Raw genomic sequence first — 17,174 nt, forward strand, 5'->3', positions numbered from 1 at the left:
TACTGCATCCGGGAGGATGTGGGAGAGTAGGTCACCGCCGGACAAAATTTGATGGTTGAGGGCCCCGCATGGTTGCGGGGCCCTCACCTGTTTAACCTGTGATCCAACCCCCGAGCCCTCCCTCCCTGCCGGCCCAGGCCCCGGCCTGGCTGATGCTGACAAGGGCTGCCGGCCGGGTAGTAAGCAAAATCATGAACCGCCAACCTCCCGCGCTGCGCCTGTACGCCAGATGCCCGGCTGCGCCGTGGCCGTACCTGCATGCCGGCGGCGTTTCTCCACTAGGCTTAGATGCATGCGTATTGCTCGATTTGTACAGGACAGTGACCCGGCCTATGGCGTGGTCGGCGGAGAAGAAGGCAACGAAGAAATTGCCGTGATCAAGGGTGACCCGTTCTTTTCGGGTGTCCAGCTGACGGGGGAGCGGCACAAGCTCGAGGACGTGCGTCTGCTGGCACCGATTATTCCGCGCAGCAAGGTGGTGGGTATCGGCCGCAACTACGCCGATCACGCTGCGGAGATGGGCAACGACGTCCCTCCCGCGCCGCTAATGTTCCTCAAGCCCAACACCTCGGTCATTGGCCCCAACGATCCCGTGGTGCTGCCCTCGTTCTCCGATGAGGTGTCCTACGAGGCCGAGCTCGCCGTCGTCATTGGCCGCATCTGCAAGGATGTCCCGGTTGAACGGGTGAATGAAGTGATCTTCGGGTACACCTGCGCCAATGACCTGACTGCCCGCGATGCGCAGCGGACCGACGACCAGTGGGCCCGCGCCAAGGGCTTTGATACCTCCTGCCCGCTGGGCCCGTGGATCGAAACGGAACTGGATCCGGAAAACACCGACGTCCGCGGCTACCTGGACGGCGAGCTGGTGCAGGACGGCAATACCAGTTCGATGATCTGGGGCGTCAAGGAGCTGGTCTCCTACGTGTCCCAGGCCTTCACCCTGCTGCCCGGCGACGTTATTCTCACGGGCACGCCCGCGGGCGTCGGAATCATCAGCGACGGACAGCGCTTTGAGGTCGACATTGAAGGAATCGGCCGGTTGGTAAACACCGTCCGCAGCTGATGCGGCGCGGAGCAGGCGGGGAACGGAAGCATCCGAACGGCGGGGCGGCGCTGGCTGCCCTGATATGGTCAGCCGCCCTCCTGGCTGCTCCGTTCCTCAGCTTTGCGCCGGCACAGGCGCTGCCCTGGGGGATTGGAGCAGCCCTGCTGATGGGTGTCTTTCCGCCGGTCCTGGTGGCCTACCTGCAAAAGCGCAACGATCTGCGCCGGTTCGGGCCGTCCTCACTGCCTCCCGTAGTCCTGGGGGCGGCCGCGCTGGGCTTTATGGTCCAGCGGTTGATTCTCTGGATGGACGGGCCGCTTGCGCTTTCCGCAGCGGTGTTTGCCTTGCTGGGGGCGGCCCTGGTGCTGATGGTGGGCAACGCATTTACCTCCTGGTCCTGGCTGGATGTCAGCCTCGGTGCCGGCATCGTCATACTCGGCTCGCTGCCGGCGCTGCTGCTCGCCGCACCGACTGGGACCGCGCTCTCTGCGGCCTTGATGCTCACCCTGGTCTTCGTGACCGTGCGGCGCGTCCGCACCGCGCCACGGCTGCAGCATCTCGCCGGAGCGGCCGCAGGCGCCGCGGCGGGTGGCGGTATCTTCCTTTGGCTCCTCGCCTACGCGCGTTAGACCGTGTGCCGGGAGAGAAGAGACTAAACTGGGAAGCATCATGACTAATGCGCCCACTCCCTTAGCTGACCTTCCCACCGTTACCGATGACACGCCCGTACGCGTGCGCTTCTGCCCGTCACCCACGGGAACACCGCACGTCGGCCTGATCCGGACCGCCCTGTTCAACTGGGCCTACGCCAAGCACACCAAGGGCACCATGGTGTTCCGCATCGAAGATACGGACACCGCCCGGGACAGCGAGGAGAGCTATCTCCAGCTCCTGGATGCACTGAAGTGGCTGGGTATCACCTGGGACGAAGGCGTGGAAGTGGGCGGCCCGCACGAGCCGTACCGCCAGTCCCAGCGCGGCGATATCTACCAGGATGTCATCGCGAAGCTGCGCGATGCCGGGTACGTCTACGAGTCCTACTCCACGCCGGAGGAGATCGAGGCGCGCCACCGTGCAGCGGGGCGCGACATCAAGCTCGGCTATGACAACTATGACCGTGACCTGACAGCCGAGCAGATCGAAGCCTTCAAGGCAGAAGGCCGTTCCCCGGTGCTGCGCGTGCGCATGCCGGATGAGGACATCACCTTCACCGACCTGGTTCGCGGTGACATCACGTTCAAGGCCGGCACGGTTCCCGACTTCGTGGTGGTCCGCGCCAACGGTGCCCCGCTCTACACCCTGGTGAACCCGGTGGACGATGCCCTGATGGGGATCACCCACGTGCTGCGCGGCGAGGACCTGCTGTCCTCCACCCCCCGTCAGATTGCCCTCTACCGGGCACTGATCGACGTCGGCGTCGCCGAATACATGCCACTGTTCGGACACCTGCCCTACGTGATGGGCGCCGGCAACAAGAAGCTGTCCAAGCGCGATCCGGAATCCAGCCTCTTCCTGCACCGCGAACGCGGCTTCATCCCCGAGGGCCTGCTGAACTACCTCTCGCTGCTGGGCTGGTCCCTGTCCGCGGATGAAGACATCTTCACCGTCCAGCAGCTCGTGGAGAACTTCGACATCCACGACGTGCTGGCCAACCCGGCACGGTTCGACCTGAAGAAGGCCGAAGCCATCAACGGCACGCACGTGCGGATGCTCGAGGCTGAAGACTTCCGCAACCGGCTGGTCCCGTACCTGCAGCACGCCGGCCTGGTGGGGGAGACGCTCACACCGCGTGAAGAGCAGATCCTCTCCGAAGCTGCGCCGCTGGTCCAGGAACGCATCACCCTCCTCGGTGAAGCTCCGGACATGCTCGGATTCCTTTTCAAGGCCGACGACGCCGTGGACGTCGCCGACGACGCACGCAAGGGGCTGCCGGCGAACCTGGCCGAGGTGCTCGATGCCGCACTGACCGCGCTCGACGCGGTGGAGGACTGGACGGCGGAGAATATCCAGGCAGCCCTGCGTCAGGCGCTGGTAGAGGAGATGGGCATTAAGCCGCGCCTGGCTTTCGGACCGGTGCGCACGGCGGTGTCCGGACGCCGCATCTCCCCGCCGCTGTTCGAATCCATGGTGATCCTGGGCCGGGATTCCTCGCTGGCCCGCATCCGCGCCTTCCGCGCCGCCGCGTAGGAACACCGAAATGCGCAGGTCTATCGACGCGGTACTGTTCGACATCGATGAGACGCTCATTGACCTGCAGGCCGCCATGGGCACCACCCTGCAGGCGGTCGCCGCGGAAGACCTGGCACATTTCACGGCGGCGGACTGGGACGCATATACGTCCCTGTTCGCCGCCGACCCGCAGGGTCACTACGACGCTTACCTTGCCGGGCATCTAAGCTTCGCCGACCAGCGGGTCCTGCGCCTGCAGCATGCCCGTGAGCAGGCAGGGCTGGCGCCTTTGGACAGTGACGCCGCCCGGGCCTGGAACGAGGCCTACGAAGCCGCCCTGCCGCAGTACTTCCGTGCGTTCGACGATGTCGTCCCGCTCCTCGATGCCTTGGAAGCCCGGGGAATCGGCTACGGAGCCGTCAGCAACAATGTCCACGACTATCAGCGCGCCAAGCTCGATGCCGCCGGACTGGAGCGCATCCGCGTCCTGGTCGGCATCGACACCGTCGGCGCTGCCAAACCCGATCCGGCCATCTTCCACGAAGGGGCACGGCTCGTCGGCAGCCTGCCGGCACGGACGGCGTATGTCGGGGACAACCTGAACGTAGACGCTCTCGGTGCGCGCGATGCCGGCCTGACTGGGATCTGGTTGGACCGTGCCGACAACCCCTCGCCGGTGCGGAGACACGACGCAGCCGTTCCCTCCGGGGTGTACACGGTTGGCTCACTGACGGAGGTCCTGGACCTGCTCTGAGAGCGCCACGGAACGGCTGTCAGCTCCGTTTTGTACTTGCTCCGAAAGCCGTGTATAGTAATAACTCGTGCTGAGGGGTTGAAGCCCAAAGGAACGCGGAAGGGAAACCTTCCAAAACGTCCCTTCCAGCACATTGGGATATGGTGTAATTGGCAACACAACGGTTTCTGGTACCGTCATTCTAGGTTCGAGTCCTGGTATCCCAGCGGTAACCAATACGCGGTTTAGGCCCGATTGGTCTCCAGTTGAAGTGTATGAAATACTCTTCAGGCCGGTTCTTCGAAACCGGCAAAAGGAAGTGCACAGGCACCCTCCGATCCGATTGAGTAACACCGGATACTTGGAGCGCGTGGAGCACTGTACCCGGCCCCATCGTATAGCGGCCTAGTACGTCGCCCTCTCACGGCGATAACGCGGGTTCGAATCCCGCTGGGGTCACCAGCAGCCGGCTCCGGACATATCGTCCGGAGCCGGCTTTTGCGTTAAGCCGCCGTGCTAGTTTCAAAGACCTGCCCTTCCCTGGAACCCCTAAGGACGTGCCCGTGCCTCCTGCCACCCTGACCGTGGAACAGCTCGACGAAAAAGCGCTGCTGGAACGGATCTTCCCGAGGCTCGGGCCCACCACCGCCCTCGTTGGGCCCGGTGACGACGCTGCGGTAATCGCCGCTCCCGACGGGCGGACGGTGATCTCCATCGACACGCTGGTCCAGGATGCTGATTTCCGTCTGTTCTGGCCCTCCGGCTACCGCACCGGCGGATACACCGTGGGCTGGAAATGCGCAGCCCAGAACCTGTCGGACATCAACGCCATGGGCGCCGTGCCCACCTCCCTGGTCGTCAGCCTGACACTGCCCGGCAGCACCGAGGTTGCCTGGGTGGAGGAGCTGGCCGGCGGTCTCGCGGGGGCAGTGGCGTCACTGACCTTCGACGCCGGTCGCTGCTCAGTGGTGGGCGGAGATCTCGGCCGCGGCAGCCAGATTGTTGTGACCGCAGCCGTGACCGGTGACCTTGAAGGGAGGGCGCCGGTGCTGCGCTCCGGAGCACGGCCCGGAGATGTCGTGGCCTTTGCCGGGGCACTGGGAGCCGCGGCCGGCGGGCTGGCCGTACTGGAGAGCAGCATGGACTATGCAGCCGTCCGGGAAGAGCCGGACCAGCTTCTTGCCACCCTTGTCGCCTCCCAGAACCGGCCCCACCCGCCGATACACCTCGGCCCGCGGGCGGCGGCTGCAGGCGCCACGGCCATGCTGGACGTTTCCGACGGGCTGGTGCGCGACGCCGGCCGGATAGCGAGGGCCTCCGGCGTCGGAATCGACCTGGACGCGGGCTACGTCCGTAGCCGTGCCGGCCTGCTCGCCCCCGCAGCGCAGCGACTCGGAGCGGATCCGCTGGACTGGGTGCTGGGCGGGGGAGAGGACCACGGACTGCTCGCCACCTTCCCGGCCGGTGCCGAGCTGCCGAAGGGATTTATCCGGATGGGCTTGGTGCAGGACGGCGCGGGTGTCACGGTGGGCGGCGAGGCGCCCCGGATCACGGGCTGGGACCACTTCGCCGGCTGAGTTGGCTGAGTTGGCTGAGTTGGCTGAGTTGGCTGAGTTGGCTGAGTTGGCTGAGTTGGCTGGGCTGGGCTTGGCTGGGCTTGGCGGAGCCAAAGCGGTCCGGCCGTCAGCGCAGGATGTGGCGTTCCCGGATGCGCCGGGCCAGGGCGGCCAACTCATCCCGGGACAGCTCAGGCAGATGCTCAAGCTCACCCACCAGTTCATTCAGTGAGGTCCGGGACCGGATCCGGAGCAGCTCGTTGTAGAAGCCCACAATGATCCCGGTGAGCAGTGCCACCACCAGGATGCCGTAAAGCGCCACCACCACCGTTACGAGCCGGCCGGCCAGGGTAACGGCTACGTAGTCGCCGAACCCGATGGTTGTGAAGGAACTGAAGAGGTACCAGAGGCTGTCCCCGTAATCCGGGATGCCGGGCTCAAACCGGGGCAGCAGCAGGCCCGCAGTGCCCAGGACAACCAGGAAGCCGTAGAGAACGTAATCCGCCTTGGTCACCCGGACTATATTCCACAGCACGCGCATTCGCTTCATCATGCCTCCCGGTGCATTGGAGGCTCCCAGAATAGGCTCAGTCGGCGTTCTTGCGCAGTGCCTCAGTGAGCTGGGCGCCGGCCTTGGCGACTACTTCGGCGTGGATCCGGCCCGGCTGGCGGGTCAGCCGCTCAATGGGGCCGGAAATCGAAACGGCGGCGATCACGCGTCCGGAAGGACCCCGCACCGGAGCGGACACCGACGCGACCCCGGGCTCCCGTTCCCCCAGGCTCTGTGCCCAGCCCCGGCGTCGGACGCCGGCCAGCACGGTAGGGGTGAACCGGGCGTTGTGCAGGCCTTCCAGCAGCCGGTCATGGTCCTCCCAGGCCAGCAGGCACTGGGCGGCTGAGCCGGCCTTCATGGAAAGCTGGGTACCTACCGGAATGGTGTCCCGCAGGCCGATGGGGCGTTCCGCAGAGGCTACACAGACGCGCCACTCGCCCTGCCGCCGGAAGACCTGGGAGCTTTCGCCGGTTGCATCGCGCAGCTGCAGCAGTACCGGACCCGCGGAAGCGATCAGGCGGTCTTCACCGGCGGCGGAGGCCAGCTCCACCAGGCGCCCGCCCAGGACAAACCGGCCCTGGATGTCGCGCCCCACCAGGCGGTGGTGGACCAGTGCCAGCGCCAGCCGGTGCACGGTGGGGCGGGCAAGTCCGGTGGCGGAGACCAGTTGGGCAAGCGTGGTCGGCCCCGCCTCCAGGGCGTCCAGCACCATGGCCGCTTTGTCGATAACGCCTACCCCGCTTGCTGTGTCCATCCTCTGATACTGCCGTCTCACTATCTGAGATGCAAATTGAAAAGCTGGACCGGCAGCTCCGTCTGCTGGTTCCCTTGAGGAACAGCACAAGAATCTCAACGAGGGGTACCGGCATGGCTGAGCATGTAGCAGGCAGGACGCTTGCGCAGAAAGTCTGGGATGAGCACGTAGTGCACAAGGGCGAGGACGGTGCCCCGGATCTTCTGTACATCGACCTGCACCTTATTCATGAGGTGACCTCCCCGCAGGCCTTCGAAGGGCTGCGCCTGGCCGGCCGGGGGCTGCGCCGTCCGGACCTGACCATCGCCACCGAGGACCACAACACGCCCACGCTGGCCATCGACAAGCCGATTGCTGACCCCGTGAGCCGCACGCAGATTGAAACGCTGCGGGCCAACTGCGCGGAGTTCGGTGTCCGGCTGCACCCCCTCGGCGACGCCGAACAGGGCATTGTGCACGTGGTCGGCCCGCAGCTGGGCCTGACCCAGCCCGGACTGACCGTGGTCTGCGGAGACTCGCACACCTCCACGCACGGAGCGTTCGGTGCCCTGGCCATGGGCATCGGAACCTCCGAAGTGGAACACGTGATGGCCACCCAGACACTGTCTTTGAAGCCGTTCAAGACCATGGCTATCAACGTGGAGGGGACGCTGCGCCCCGGGGTCACCTCCAAGGACATCATCCTGGCCGTGATCGCCAAGATCGGCACCGGCGGCGGTCAGGGCTATGTGCTCGAATACCGCGGCTCCGCGATCCGCTCACTGTCCATGGAAGCGCGGATGACCATCTGCAACATGTCCATCGAGGCAGGCGCGCGGGCCGGCATGGTGGCGCCGGATGACACCACCTTCGCCTACCTGAAGGGACGCCCGCACGCGCCGCAGGGCCGGGACTGGGACGCCGCCGTCGAGCACTGGCGCTCACTCGCCTCGGACCCGGACGCGGTGTTCGACGCCGAGGTGTTCCTGGACGCCGATGAGCTGGAGCCCTTTGTCACGTGGGGCACGAACCCCGGCCAGGGGGTGTCCCTCTCGGACGCCGTGCCCGCACCCGAGGACTTCGCCGACGAAAACGCCCGCGCCGCGGCCGAACGTGCGCTGACCTACATGGATCTGGCCGCCGGTACGCCCATGAAGGAAATCCGGGTGGATACGGTCTTCCTCGGCTCCTGCACCAACAGCCGCATCGAGGACCTGCGCATTGCCGCCGACATCATCCGCGGCCGGCAGAAGGATCCGGATATCCGCATGATGGTGGTGCCCGGCTCCGCACGGGTGCGTCTGGAGGCGGAAGCCGAAGGGCTGGATAAGGTGTTCAAGGAGTTCGGGGCGGAATGGCGTTTCGCCGGGTGCTCCATGTGCCTGGGCATGAACCCGGATCAGCTCGAACCGGGGGAGCGCTGCGCCTCCACGTCCAACCGGAACTTTGAAGGACGCCAGGGCAAGGGCGGCCGCACCCACCTGGTCTCGCCGGTTGTCGCGGCCGCCACGGCCGTCCGCGGAACCCTCAGCTCGCCCTCTGACCTGGACCCGTTGCCCGGTGCCGCCGTCGACGCCGCCAGCGCTGCATAGGAGAACCTGTTATGGAAAAGATCACCACCCACACCGGCATCGGTGTTCCGCTGCGCCAGAGCAACGTGGACACGGACCAGATCATCCCCGCCGTCTACCTCAAGCGGATCACCCGGACCGGCTTCGAAGATGCCCTCTTTGCCGGCTGGCGGAAGAACGAGGACTTCATCCTCAACCAGGAACCCTACAGCCGCGGCTCGGTGCTGGTGGCCGGACCGGATTTCGGTACCGGCTCCTCCCGCGAGCACGCCGTCTGGGCCTTGAAGGACTACGGTTTCCGCGCCGTGCTCTCCTCCCGGTTTGCCGATATTTTCCGCGGCAACTCCGGGAAGCAGGGACTGGTGGCTGCGCAGGTGGCCCAGGACGACATTGAACTCATCTGGAAAGTGCTGGAGGAGGCTCCGGGGACGGAGGTCACGGTTGACCTGCAGGCCCGCACCGTGGTCTGCGGCAGCGTGAATGCGCCGTTCGATATTGACGAGTACACCCGCTGGCGGCTGCTCGAAGGCCTGGACGACATTGCACTGACCCTGCGGCATGAGTCGGAAATCACCAGCTTCGAAGCGCATCGGCCGTCCTACAAGCCCACCACCCTTCCTGCCCTACACCAGGGCGTTTTTCCCGGTTAGGAATCCGGCAGGGTACTGCCGATTTGCGCCCCGCCCGGTTTCATGGGCGTCCCCGAATCTCGATACTATTGGTAGGCCCCGCGACGGCGGGGCCTATCTGCTTTCCCCTCCGCCAGCCATGACCGGAATCCACCCGGCAGGGCCCCCGCCGGGGAGCGGAGTCATTTCAGTAAGTAGGCGCTTCCTCCTATGCTTGGAGGCAGTCTCTTATTGCGTTCGGGGCCAATCTAGTTAAGAAATCAGGTGTTCATGGGTAGCGTCCTTACGATCCGAGGCGGTGTTCCTCTCTCCGGAAAGGTGCCGGTCCGCGGGGCGAAGAATCTTGTCCCCAAGGCCATGGTTGCCGCCCTGCTTGGCAACGGTCCCTCCCTGCTGCGCAACGTTCCGGAAATCAAGGACGTTGAGGTTGTCACATCGCTGCTGAAGCTGCACGGCGTAGAGGTCTCCAAGGACCCGGTTACCGGCGATCTCACCATGGATCCGAAGAACGCGAAGACCGCGGCGTCCAAGGATATTGACGCTCACGCCGGCGATTCCCGCATCCCGATTCTTCTCTGTGGACCCCTGATGCACAGCCTCGGCGAGGCGTTCATCCCGGATTTGGGCGGCTGTAAAATCGGCGACCGGCCCATCGACTACCACCTGCAGATGCTGCGCAACTTCGGTGCCGTGGTGGAAAAGCGCCCCGGCGGTATCTCCATCTCCGCACCCAAGGGCCTCACCGGCGCCAAGCTGGAGCTGCCCTACCCGAGTGTCGGCGCCACCGAACAGGTCCTCCTGACCGCCGTGAAGGCCGTGGGTATCACCGAGCTGCGCGGCGCTGCCGTGGAGCCGGAGATCCTTGACCTCATCGCCATCCTGCAGAAGATGGGCGCCATCATCTCCGTGCAGACAGACCGGGTCATCCGGATTGAAGGCGTGGCAGAACTGACGGGCTACAACCACCGTGCCCTGCCTGACCGCAACGAGGCTGCTTCATGGGCCTCGGCGGCCCTGGTGACGAAGGGCGACATCTACGTTGAGGGCGCGGACCAGAAGGACCTCACCGCGTTCCTGAACACGTACCGCAAGATCGGCGGAGCGTTCGACGTCGACGACGGCGGCATCCGCTTCTACCATCCCGGCGGTGCACTGAACCCGCTGGTGTTGGAAACTGACGTGCACCCCGGGTTCATGACCGACTGGCAGCAGCCGCTGGTGGTCGCGCTGACCCAGGCCGAGGGCGTTTCCATCGTGCACGAAACGGTGTACGAGAACCGGTTCGGCTTCACTGACGCTCTTGTCCGGATGGGCGCCAATATCCAGGTGCACCGTGAATGCCTCGGCAGCGTCCCGTGCCGTTTCGGGCAGCGGAACTTCCTGCACTCGGCAGTTATCGCGGGCTCCGTGCAGCTGCGCGGAGCGGAGATCGATATTCCGGACCTGCGCGGCGGCTTCAGCCACCTGATCGCGGCGCTGGCCGCCGAGGGCACGTCCCGTGTCACCGGCATCGAGCTGATCAACCGTGGCTACGAACACTTCCAGGGCAAGCTAGAGGGACTCGGCGCGGACTTTGACGTGGCTTCCGGCGTATCCGCCGGACTCCGGTAGCCTGACGCCATGAAGGAATCGACCAAGTCACGGGTGGTCTTCGCGCTGCTCGCGGGGACCCTGCGCCCGGTGTTCAACCTCTTCCTCAAGAAGCAGTGGCACGGTGCAGGGAACCTGCCCAAGGACACGGGGTTTATTGTCTGCCCCAACCACGTGACTGAAATCGATCCGGTGGTGGTGGGTCATTTCCTCTACAACCAGGGTTACCCGCCACATTTCCTGGCCAAGGCGTCACTGTTCAAGGTACCGGTGCTGGGCCCCGCGCTTTCGTCCACGAACCAGGTTCCGGTGGAACGCGTGACCGCCGGTGCGGCAGGGTCCCTGGATGCTGCCCGCGAGGCCCTCGCCGCCGGGCGGGCACTGGTGATCTACCCGGAAGGCACACTGACACGGGATCCGGATCTCTGGCCGATGAAAGGCCGGACCGGCGCGGCGCGGCTGGCGCTGACCACCGGGGTGCCGGTGATCCCGATAGCCCATTGGGGAGCCCAGGAACTGCTCCCGCGCTATGCGAAGCGTCCCTCGCTCTTCCCGCGCAAACACGTACAGCTGGTGGTGGGTGAGCCGGTTGACCTGTCCGACTTTGCCGGACAGCCCTTGAGCAAGTCCGTCCTGGACGGCGCCACCGACCGGATCATGTCGGACCTGACCGACATGGTGTCCAAACTCCGCGGTGCGGAGCCGCCCGAAACCCGCTGGGACCCGGTGGCCAACGGACAGCGTCAAATCGGCCGGTCCTTCGAGACCGGAGACAACGCCTCCGGCACCACATCCAAACACATCAACCCGGAGGCTCGAGAGTGACCGCCCGCAGTGAACATCCCGCCGTCGTCGCCGTCCTGGGCGCAGGAAGCTGGGGTACGGCTTTCGCCAAAATCGCCGCAGATTCCGGTGCCCGCCGAGGCACTGACGTCCGGCTATGGGCCCGCCGCCCCGAGGTGGCCCAGGACATCAACGGCCGCCACCGCAACACCCAGTACCTCAAGGACACTGTCCTTCCGGAGAACCTGCGTGCCTCCACGGACCTGGGCGAGGTGCTCAGCGGCGCAGAACTGGTGGTCCTGGCTGTTCCGGCGCAGTCCCTGCGTGCGCAGCTGCGCGACGTCGCCGGGCTGATCCCGGACGACGCCGTCGTCGTGTCCCTGATGAAGGGGCTGGAGCGTGGAACCGATGCGCGGATGAGCCAGGTCATCGCCGAGGAGCTCGGCCTGCCCGCGGAACGAATTGCAGTGGTGTCAGGTCCGAACCTGGCGATGGAAATCGCCCGCCAGGAGCCCACCGCCTCGGTGGTGGCCTGCACCGACCTGGACACTGCCGGGTGGATCGCCGAAGCCTGCACCGCGCCCTACTTCCGGCCGTACACCAACACCGATGTGGTGGGTACCGAGATCGGCGGCATCGTCAAGAACGTGATCGCCCTGGCCGTCGGAATCTGTGACGGTAAGAAGATGGGGGACAACACCAAGGCTTCCGTGATGACACGGGGACTGGCGGAGACCACCCGGCTGGCACTGGCCCTGGGCGGCGACGCCGAAACCATGTCAGGTCTGGCCGGCATGGGGGATCTGATTGCCACCTGCTCCTCGCCGCTCTCCCGCAACCACACTGCCGGCACACTGCTCGCGCAGGGCCTGAGCCTGGCCGAGGTCAATGCGTCCATGACGCAGACCGCCGAAGGGATCAAATCGGCCCAGGCCGTTTTGGACCGGGCCACCCAGCTGGGCGTCTACATGCCCATCACCGAAAACGTCGTCGCCGTACTGCAGGGCGCTATAACTGTGGATGAACTGGGCCCGCGGCTGCTGGCCCGCGAACTGAAATCCGAAGGTGTGTCCGCCCCGTGAGTGTTGAATTCCCATCTGCTGCCGCTGCCGCTCCCGCCGGCGGTTCGAGCCGGCCGCGCGTAGCAGTGCTGTTCGGCGGCCGCTCCAGCGAACACTCCGTCAGCTGCGTGACCGCGGCCGGTGTGCTGCAGGCCATTGATACCGACAAGTACGACGTCGTTCCCATCGGCATTGCCAAAAACGGACAGTGGAGCCTCGTCTCGGCTGATCCCGCGCAATGGTCCCTGCGCTCGGCCACCCTGCCCGAAGTGTCGGCATCCGAGGAATCGGTAGTTCTCTCGTCCCAGGACAACAGCCGCGAACTGGTGGCCCACGCCCCTGGCAGCCTGCCCCGCAGCCTTGGACGGATCGACGTCGTCCTGCCGCTGCTGCACGGACCGTTCGGCGAGGACGGTACCCTGCAGGGACTGCTGGAAATGGCAGATGTCCGGTACGTGGGTGCCGGGGTGCTGGCCTCCGCCGTGGGAATGGACAAGCACTACATGAAGGTCGTGTTTGAATCGGCCGGACTGAGTGTTGGCCCCTACGAGGTCATCACCGACCGGCAGTGGCTGCGGGATCCGCAGGGCTGCCTGGACCGCGCCGGGTCACTGGCCTTCCCGCTGTTCGTGAAGCCCGCCCGGGCCGGTTCCTCCATGGGCATCACGCGGGTGACGGACCCGGCACAGCTGCCGGCGGCCATTGAGGCCGCCCGGCTGCACGATCCGAAGGTAGTAGTCGAAGCCGGGATCGTCGGCCGGGAAATCGAGGTGGCCGTCCTTCAGGGCCGCGGCACCGAAGATCCCCGCACCAGCCAGCCGGGTGAAATCGCCGTCCAGGACGGCGGGCACGAATGGTATGACTTCGAAGCCAAGTATGTTGACGGAACCGCGGCGGAGCTGAGCTGCCCGGCGGATCTCCCGGCGGATATTTCAGCACAGGTCCGCCAGCTCGCCGGAGTGGCCTTCGACGCCGTGGGCGGCGAGGGGCTCTCCCGCGTGGACTTCTTCTACACCCCCGGCGGCGAACTGATCATCAACGAGATCAACACCATGCCCGGGTTCACCCCCATCAGCATGTATCCGCAGATGTGGGCCAAATCCGGGCTGCCCTACACCGAGCTGATCGACGAACTCATTTCGCTGGCACTGGAACGGCCCACCGGCCTGCGCTAGACCAGCTCCGGAGCGCGTAGGGCTCCGGGTTTTTCGGGTATCCCTCCCGCTGCAGTTTCCCCTGTCCGGAAGCCCCCGCATGGTTAGACTCAGGCCTTTAGGACTGACTCTGGATGCGAGGACCGGACATGATGCAAGGACCCGGCATGCGCAGGCGCCCATCACCGGACACCGTTGCGGCGGCTCCGGCACACGGGCGCCGGCGGATGGGACTGCGGAGAAAACATATCCGCAATACCGTGCTGTCAATGCTGGGTGTGGTGCTGGCGGTAGCTGTAGCCGCAGGAGGGTTCCTCTGGTATCTGGGCACCGCCTACGACGGAGGCAGGACGACCATCGCCGGCGCGCTTCCGGAGAATAAGCCACCGCGGACGGAAGCCGCAGAGAACGCACGGAACATTCTCCTGATGGGCAGCGAAACGCGGAATCCCGCAGGCGGCGATGCGACTCCGGACATGATGATGCTGCTGCATCTTCCGGGAGACCGCAGCGGCGTTTACGTGCTGTCCATCCTGCCCCACGCGGTGGTGGACGTGCCGGGCCACGGCAGCCGCCCGATCGACTCTGCCATGGCGCTCGGAGGCGTTTCCCTGACGGTTGAGACGGTGCAGAACCTGTTCAGCGTACCCATTGACCACGTAGCCATCGTCGACTTCGAGGGTTTCCGTGGCCTGACCAGCACCCTGGGCGGGGTCACGTTGCATAACGACGAAGCCTTCTACGCCGACGGAGCCGCCGGCGAGTTCTTCGCTGCAGGGCAGATTACCGTGACAGGGGAGTCGGCGCTGAACTACGTCCGCACCCGGCACACGTTCACGGGCGACAGCGACTCGCGGCGGGTCAGGAACGAGCAAGCGCTGCTTGCCGGTATTCTCTCCGGACTCCTGGACCGCGAAACGCTCACCAGTCCGGTGCGGATAAGCAACGTAGTCCGTGATTTTTCGCCGTACCTCAGTGTGGATGAGGGCTTCGACTCGAGGGCCGCAGGAGCCTTGGCCTTCAGCCTCAGGCAGATCCGGCCGGCGGATGTCCACATGTACACGCTGCCCGTTGTCAGCGGAGGTGTATCTGCGGACGGCCTGCCAGCAGCGGTCCCGGACCGGGGGACAGTTGCGGCCATAGCCGAGGCGCTTGCGGCGGATAACCTGGCAGAACGGCTCCCGGCAGGAGCACCCGCCAGCTAATCCGGATCCCTAAACTAACCTTCCAAGTCCAGGGTATCTTCGGGGCTCAGGCATTCCCGGGTGGGCTCGATATTGGATACGGCGTTCTGCAACTGAACCAGCACCGTTGACGAGGCAATCTCGTTCGGATTGAAAATCACTTCCACGGCAGGATCCCGGCCGTAGGTGGTGGCGGTCCACGTCTGGTCACCTTCGCGGAGGAGCCAGTCCACGCCGTTCACCGTGGCGCACTGGTCGGTTGTGGGACCCGGGACGGGAACTCCGCAGCGCAGGATCGCCTTGGAGGGGTTGCCCCACGCCGCCGTCGCCTGGCTGTCAGTGTCCCTCAGTTCATACCCGGCCATTTCGCTCGGCAAAGCCACCATAACGGCGGCGCACTCCGGGTTGGCTGCGTCCGGTGCGGACTCGATATTGGCCACCGGGCTGCAGCCGGTCGCCACTGCCGCAACGGCCAAGGACACAACTGGGAGTGCAAAGGACTTCATGGACCAAGGATATCCGGCGTGCCGGGTACCGCTGGAATCCGGAGGGGCCCCCGTATGGGTAGACTTCTAGCGCCCCCGACCTGAGGACACAACGTGAGCGACCATCCATTTACCTTCGACGATACCGAGCAGCGGCCCCGCAAGACCCGCCGCCCGGCGCGGACCGTGCTGCTGGTGATGCTGAGCCTGGTCCTGGTGGCCGCGCTGGCTGCCGGAGGCTACCTCTGGAACCTGGCACGGACCTTTGACACCGGTAAGCAGGTCATCGCCAATGCGCTCCCCGCAGACCGGCCGGATAAGTCCGAAGCTGCCAAGGACTCACAGAACATCCTGCTGATCGGAAGCGACAGCAGGGACCCCGCCGCCGGTGACGCGCAGTCAGACACCATGATGCTGCTGCACATCCCGGGGGACCGCCACGGCATCTACGTCACGTCGATCATGCGGGACACCTGGGTGGAGATCCCCGGGTACGGCGAGCACAAGATCAACGCGGCGTCCGCGTTCGGCGGCATCCAGCTCACTGTGGCCACCGTGCAGTCCCTCTTCGATATTCCGATTGATCATGTGACGGTCATTGACTTCGAGGGGTTCAAAGGCCTGACGGAGGCCCTGGGCGGAGTCTCCGTGAACAATGAGGTGGCCTTCCAATCGGAAGGGGCGGAAGGGGAGTATTTCGACGCAGGTCCCATCCGGATCGAGGGCGAATCAGCGCTGAAATATGTCCGCGAACGGTATGCCTTTACTGACGGGGACTATCAGCGGGTCAAAAACCAGCAGGCTTTCCTCTCCGGTCTTATTTCCGGTGTCCTGGCAAAGGACACCCTTTCGAACCCCGTCAGGATCAACAACATGGTGAGCGGGATTTCCCCCTATCTCCGTGTCGACGAGGAACTCGATGCTGCCGCGGTTGGCAGCCTTGGACTGAGCCTGCGCAGCGTGCGCTCTGATGACGTGCATATGTTTACCCTGCCCAATGCAGGAATTGGCACCTCCGCGGACGGACAATCGATTATCATTCCCGATACCGGTGCCATTGCTGACATGGGGGCCGCTCTGGATGCAGATGACATGGCCGGATACGTGGACACCATCAAAGAGCGGAACTAAAGACCATGGGTAAATTCAGACAACGTGCTGCTGCCGCCGGGGCTGCGGCGCTGATCGCCGGGCTCATAGCGGCCGGCCCGGCTTCAGCAGTGGAAGGGGAGGAACCTCCCTCCGATCCGGTGATCCCTTCTCCGGAGACGCCGCAACAGCCTGCCGATCCTCCGCCCGTGGTGCAGCCTGCCCCCCAGCCGGCCCCCCAGCCGGCCCCGTCCGTACCTCCGGCCCAGCAGCCGGCCCCGAATCCGGGTAACCCCGAACCCGCTCCTGTGAACCCTTCGGCTCCGCCGGAGCAGGCTCCGGCGCCCCGGGGAACGGATCCCGTGACGGGCTATCAAGTGGATACCTCCACCGGTTACCTCATCCACCCGGATACCGGCTATTTCATTGAGCCGGTCACCGGGAACCTGGTCAACCCGGCCACCTGGGAGTACACCGGCCTGGTCTGGGACCCGGAGACCGGAGAGGCACGCGACCCGAACGCCGAGCCCTCGCCCACGCCCACACCCACTCCGTCCACGACACCGACGGTTTCCGCTTCGCCGTCGTCCTCACCCAGTGCCACTGAGGTCAGCCCTACCGGCACGCCCAGTGCAGCGCCGCTTTCCGCCGAAAATGCCAATTCCAGCGGCGGAACCGGATGGGCAGTCAGGGGAGGCGTCATTGTTCTCCTGATTGGTGCGGGAGCACTGTATTATCTGAAACTTCGAGGATCAGGCCCGACGGTTCCGGTCGGGACAGGTAAAACCAAGGAGTAGAATAGGCTCCGTCTTTCTGTCGTGAAGTGCGCGGCGACG

At 65.3% G+C, this 17,174-nt stretch carries 17 protein-coding genes and 2 tRNA genes; 16 read left to right on the top strand and 3 right to left on the bottom strand.

The genetic code is table 11. From position 1 onward, the window contains the following. Positions 1-292: 292 nt before the first annotated feature. From AC5RTS_RS10670 to thiL, 7 genes are all read left to right on the top strand, one after another. On the top strand, positions 293-1,066 hold the full coding sequence (locus tag AC5RTS_RS10670) for a fumarylacetoacetate hydrolase family protein (protein WP_227901417.1): 774 nt from the start codon (positions 293-295) through the stop codon (positions 1,064-1,066). Beyond that, positions 1,066-1,677 (top strand): hypothetical protein, encoded by a 612-nt coding sequence (locus tag AC5RTS_RS10675; protein ID WP_493992018.1) that lies wholly within the window; start codon positions 1,066-1,068, stop codon positions 1,675-1,677. The genes AC5RTS_RS10670 and AC5RTS_RS10675 overlap by 1 nt, the downstream gene beginning before the upstream one ends. A gap of 40 nt (positions 1,678-1,717) precedes the next feature. Beyond that, positions 1,718-3,235 carry a glutamate--tRNA ligase gene (gene gltX / locus AC5RTS_RS10680; RefSeq protein ID WP_493992019.1) on the top strand — a complete coding sequence of 506 codons (1,518 nt, stop codon included), beginning with the start codon at positions 1,718-1,720 and terminating at the stop codon, positions 3,233-3,235. Positions 3,236-3,245: 10 nt separating this feature from the next. Continuing rightward, on the top strand, positions 3,246-3,971 hold the full coding sequence (locus tag AC5RTS_RS10685) for an HAD family hydrolase (protein WP_493992020.1): 726 nt from the start codon (positions 3,246-3,248) through the stop codon (positions 3,969-3,971). Between the two features lie 134 nt (positions 3,972-4,105). Then, positions 4,106-4,177, top strand: a tRNA-Gln gene (locus AC5RTS_RS10690). 159 nt (positions 4,178-4,336) lie between these two features. After that, positions 4,337-4,412, top strand: a tRNA-Glu gene (locus tag AC5RTS_RS10695). 101 nt (positions 4,413-4,513) lie between these two features. Then, a complete protein-coding gene (gene thiL / locus AC5RTS_RS10700) occupies positions 4,514-5,527 on the top strand; it encodes a thiamine-phosphate kinase (RefSeq protein ID WP_493992021.1) in 1,014 nt (337 codons plus the stop codon). A gap of 106 nt (positions 5,528-5,633) precedes the next feature. Here the strand turns inward: thiL and AC5RTS_RS10705 are convergent, their stop codons facing one another. Both AC5RTS_RS10705 and AC5RTS_RS10710 read right to left on the bottom strand, forming a co-directional pair. Then, complete coding sequence (locus AC5RTS_RS10705) at positions 5,634-6,059, bottom strand: potassium channel family protein (protein WP_493992022.1); 426 nt, start codon at positions 6,057-6,059, stop codon at positions 5,634-5,636. A 34-nt stretch (positions 6,060-6,093) separates the two neighbouring features. Beyond that, positions 6,094-6,813: an IclR family transcriptional regulator gene (locus tag AC5RTS_RS10710; RefSeq protein WP_493992023.1), complete on the bottom strand. Its 720-nt coding sequence runs from the start codon at positions 6,811-6,813 to the stop codon at positions 6,094-6,096. Between the two features lie 113 nt (positions 6,814-6,926). Here AC5RTS_RS10710 and leuC point away from each other — a divergent pair, with 113 nt between their 5' ends. From leuC to AC5RTS_RS10745, 7 genes are all read left to right on the top strand, one after another. Then, positions 6,927-8,384 carry a 3-isopropylmalate dehydratase large subunit gene (gene leuC / locus AC5RTS_RS10715; RefSeq protein WP_493992024.1) on the top strand — a complete coding sequence of 486 codons (1,458 nt, stop codon included), beginning with the start codon at positions 6,927-6,929 and terminating at the stop codon, positions 8,382-8,384. Between the two features lie 11 nt (positions 8,385-8,395). Then, positions 8,396-9,013: a 3-isopropylmalate dehydratase small subunit gene (gene leuD, locus AC5RTS_RS10720; RefSeq protein ID WP_493992025.1), complete on the top strand. Its 618-nt coding sequence runs from the start codon at positions 8,396-8,398 to the stop codon at positions 9,011-9,013. A 249-nt stretch (positions 9,014-9,262) separates the two neighbouring features. After that, positions 9,263-10,603 (top strand): UDP-N-acetylglucosamine 1-carboxyvinyltransferase, encoded by a 1,341-nt coding sequence (murA, locus tag AC5RTS_RS10725; RefSeq protein ID WP_227901429.1) that lies wholly within the window; start codon positions 9,263-9,265, stop codon positions 10,601-10,603. Between the two features lie 9 nt (positions 10,604-10,612). Continuing rightward, positions 10,613-11,407: a lysophospholipid acyltransferase family protein gene (locus AC5RTS_RS10730; protein WP_493992026.1), complete on the top strand. Its 795-nt coding sequence runs from the start codon at positions 10,613-10,615 to the stop codon at positions 11,405-11,407. Further along, entirely contained in the window at positions 11,404-12,447 is a 1,044-nt protein-coding gene (locus AC5RTS_RS10735; protein WP_493992027.1) for an NAD(P)H-dependent glycerol-3-phosphate dehydrogenase, read from the top strand. Before AC5RTS_RS10730 ends, AC5RTS_RS10735 begins: the two co-directional genes overlap by 4 nt. Continuing rightward, on the top strand, positions 12,444-13,601 hold the full coding sequence (locus AC5RTS_RS10740) for a D-alanine--D-alanine ligase family protein (protein WP_493992028.1): 1,158 nt from the start codon (positions 12,444-12,446) through the stop codon (positions 13,599-13,601). Before AC5RTS_RS10735 ends, AC5RTS_RS10740 begins: the two co-directional genes overlap by 4 nt. A 128-nt stretch (positions 13,602-13,729) precedes the next feature. Beyond that, complete coding sequence (locus tag AC5RTS_RS10745; RefSeq protein ID WP_493992029.1) at positions 13,730-14,785, top strand: LCP family protein; 1,056 nt, start codon at positions 13,730-13,732, stop codon at positions 14,783-14,785. Between the two features lie 14 nt (positions 14,786-14,799). On the opposite strand, the gene AC5RTS_RS10750 is transcribed toward AC5RTS_RS10745, so the two are convergent. Beyond that, positions 14,800-15,270, bottom strand: coding sequence for a DUF3515 domain-containing protein (locus tag AC5RTS_RS10750; protein ID WP_493992030.1), 471 nt, complete (start codon positions 15,268-15,270; stop codon positions 14,800-14,802). Positions 15,271-15,363: 93 nt separating this feature from the next. On the opposite strand from AC5RTS_RS10750, the gene AC5RTS_RS10755 reads away from it, so the two are divergent. Both AC5RTS_RS10755 and AC5RTS_RS10760 read left to right on the top strand, forming a co-directional pair. Beyond that, a complete protein-coding gene (locus AC5RTS_RS10755; protein WP_493992031.1) occupies positions 15,364-16,380 on the top strand; it encodes an LCP family protein in 1,017 nt (338 codons plus the stop codon). Between the two features lie 320 nt (positions 16,381-16,700). Then, complete coding sequence (locus tag AC5RTS_RS10760) at positions 16,701-17,135, top strand: hypothetical protein (RefSeq protein WP_493992032.1); 435 nt, start codon at positions 16,701-16,703, stop codon at positions 17,133-17,135. Positions 17,136-17,174: the final 39 nt, after the last annotated feature.

It is taken from the genome of Arthrobacter sp. MDT1-49-2 (assembly GCF_059090185.1).

Coding starts and splice junctions, on each gene's coding strand:
- AC5RTS_RS10675 (WP_493992018.1), top strand. CDS start 1,066: ATGCGGCGCGGAGCAGGCGGGGAACGGAAGCATCCGAACGGCGGGGCG.
- leuC (WP_493992024.1), top strand. CDS start 6,927: ATGGCTGAGCATGTAGCAGGCAGGACGCTTGCGCAGAAAGTCTGGGAT.
- AC5RTS_RS10670 (WP_227901417.1), top strand. CDS start 293: ATGCGTATTGCTCGATTTGTACAGGACAGTGACCCGGCCTATGGCGTG.
- AC5RTS_RS10705 (WP_493992022.1), bottom strand. CDS start 6,059: ATGATGAAGCGAATGCGCGTGCTGTGGAATATAGTCCGGGTGACCAAG.
- AC5RTS_RS10685 (WP_493992020.1), top strand. CDS start 3,246: ATGCGCAGGTCTATCGACGCGGTACTGTTCGACATCGATGAGACGCTC.
- leuD (WP_493992025.1), top strand. CDS start 8,396: ATGGAAAAGATCACCACCCACACCGGCATCGGTGTTCCGCTGCGCCAG.
- AC5RTS_RS10730 (WP_493992026.1), top strand. CDS start 10,613: ATGAAGGAATCGACCAAGTCACGGGTGGTCTTCGCGCTGCTCGCGGGG.
- gltX (WP_493992019.1), top strand. CDS start 1,718: ATGACTAATGCGCCCACTCCCTTAGCTGACCTTCCCACCGTTACCGAT.
- AC5RTS_RS10750 (WP_493992030.1), bottom strand. CDS start 15,270: ATGAAGTCCTTTGCACTCCCAGTTGTGTCCTTGGCCGTTGCGGCAGTG.
- AC5RTS_RS10745 (WP_493992029.1), top strand. CDS start 13,730: ATGATGCAAGGACCCGGCATGCGCAGGCGCCCATCACCGGACACCGTT.
- AC5RTS_RS10710 (WP_493992023.1), bottom strand. CDS start 6,813: ATGGACACAGCAAGCGGGGTAGGCGTTATCGACAAAGCGGCCATGGTG.
- murA (WP_227901429.1), top strand. CDS start 9,263: ATGGGTAGCGTCCTTACGATCCGAGGCGGTGTTCCTCTCTCCGGAAAG.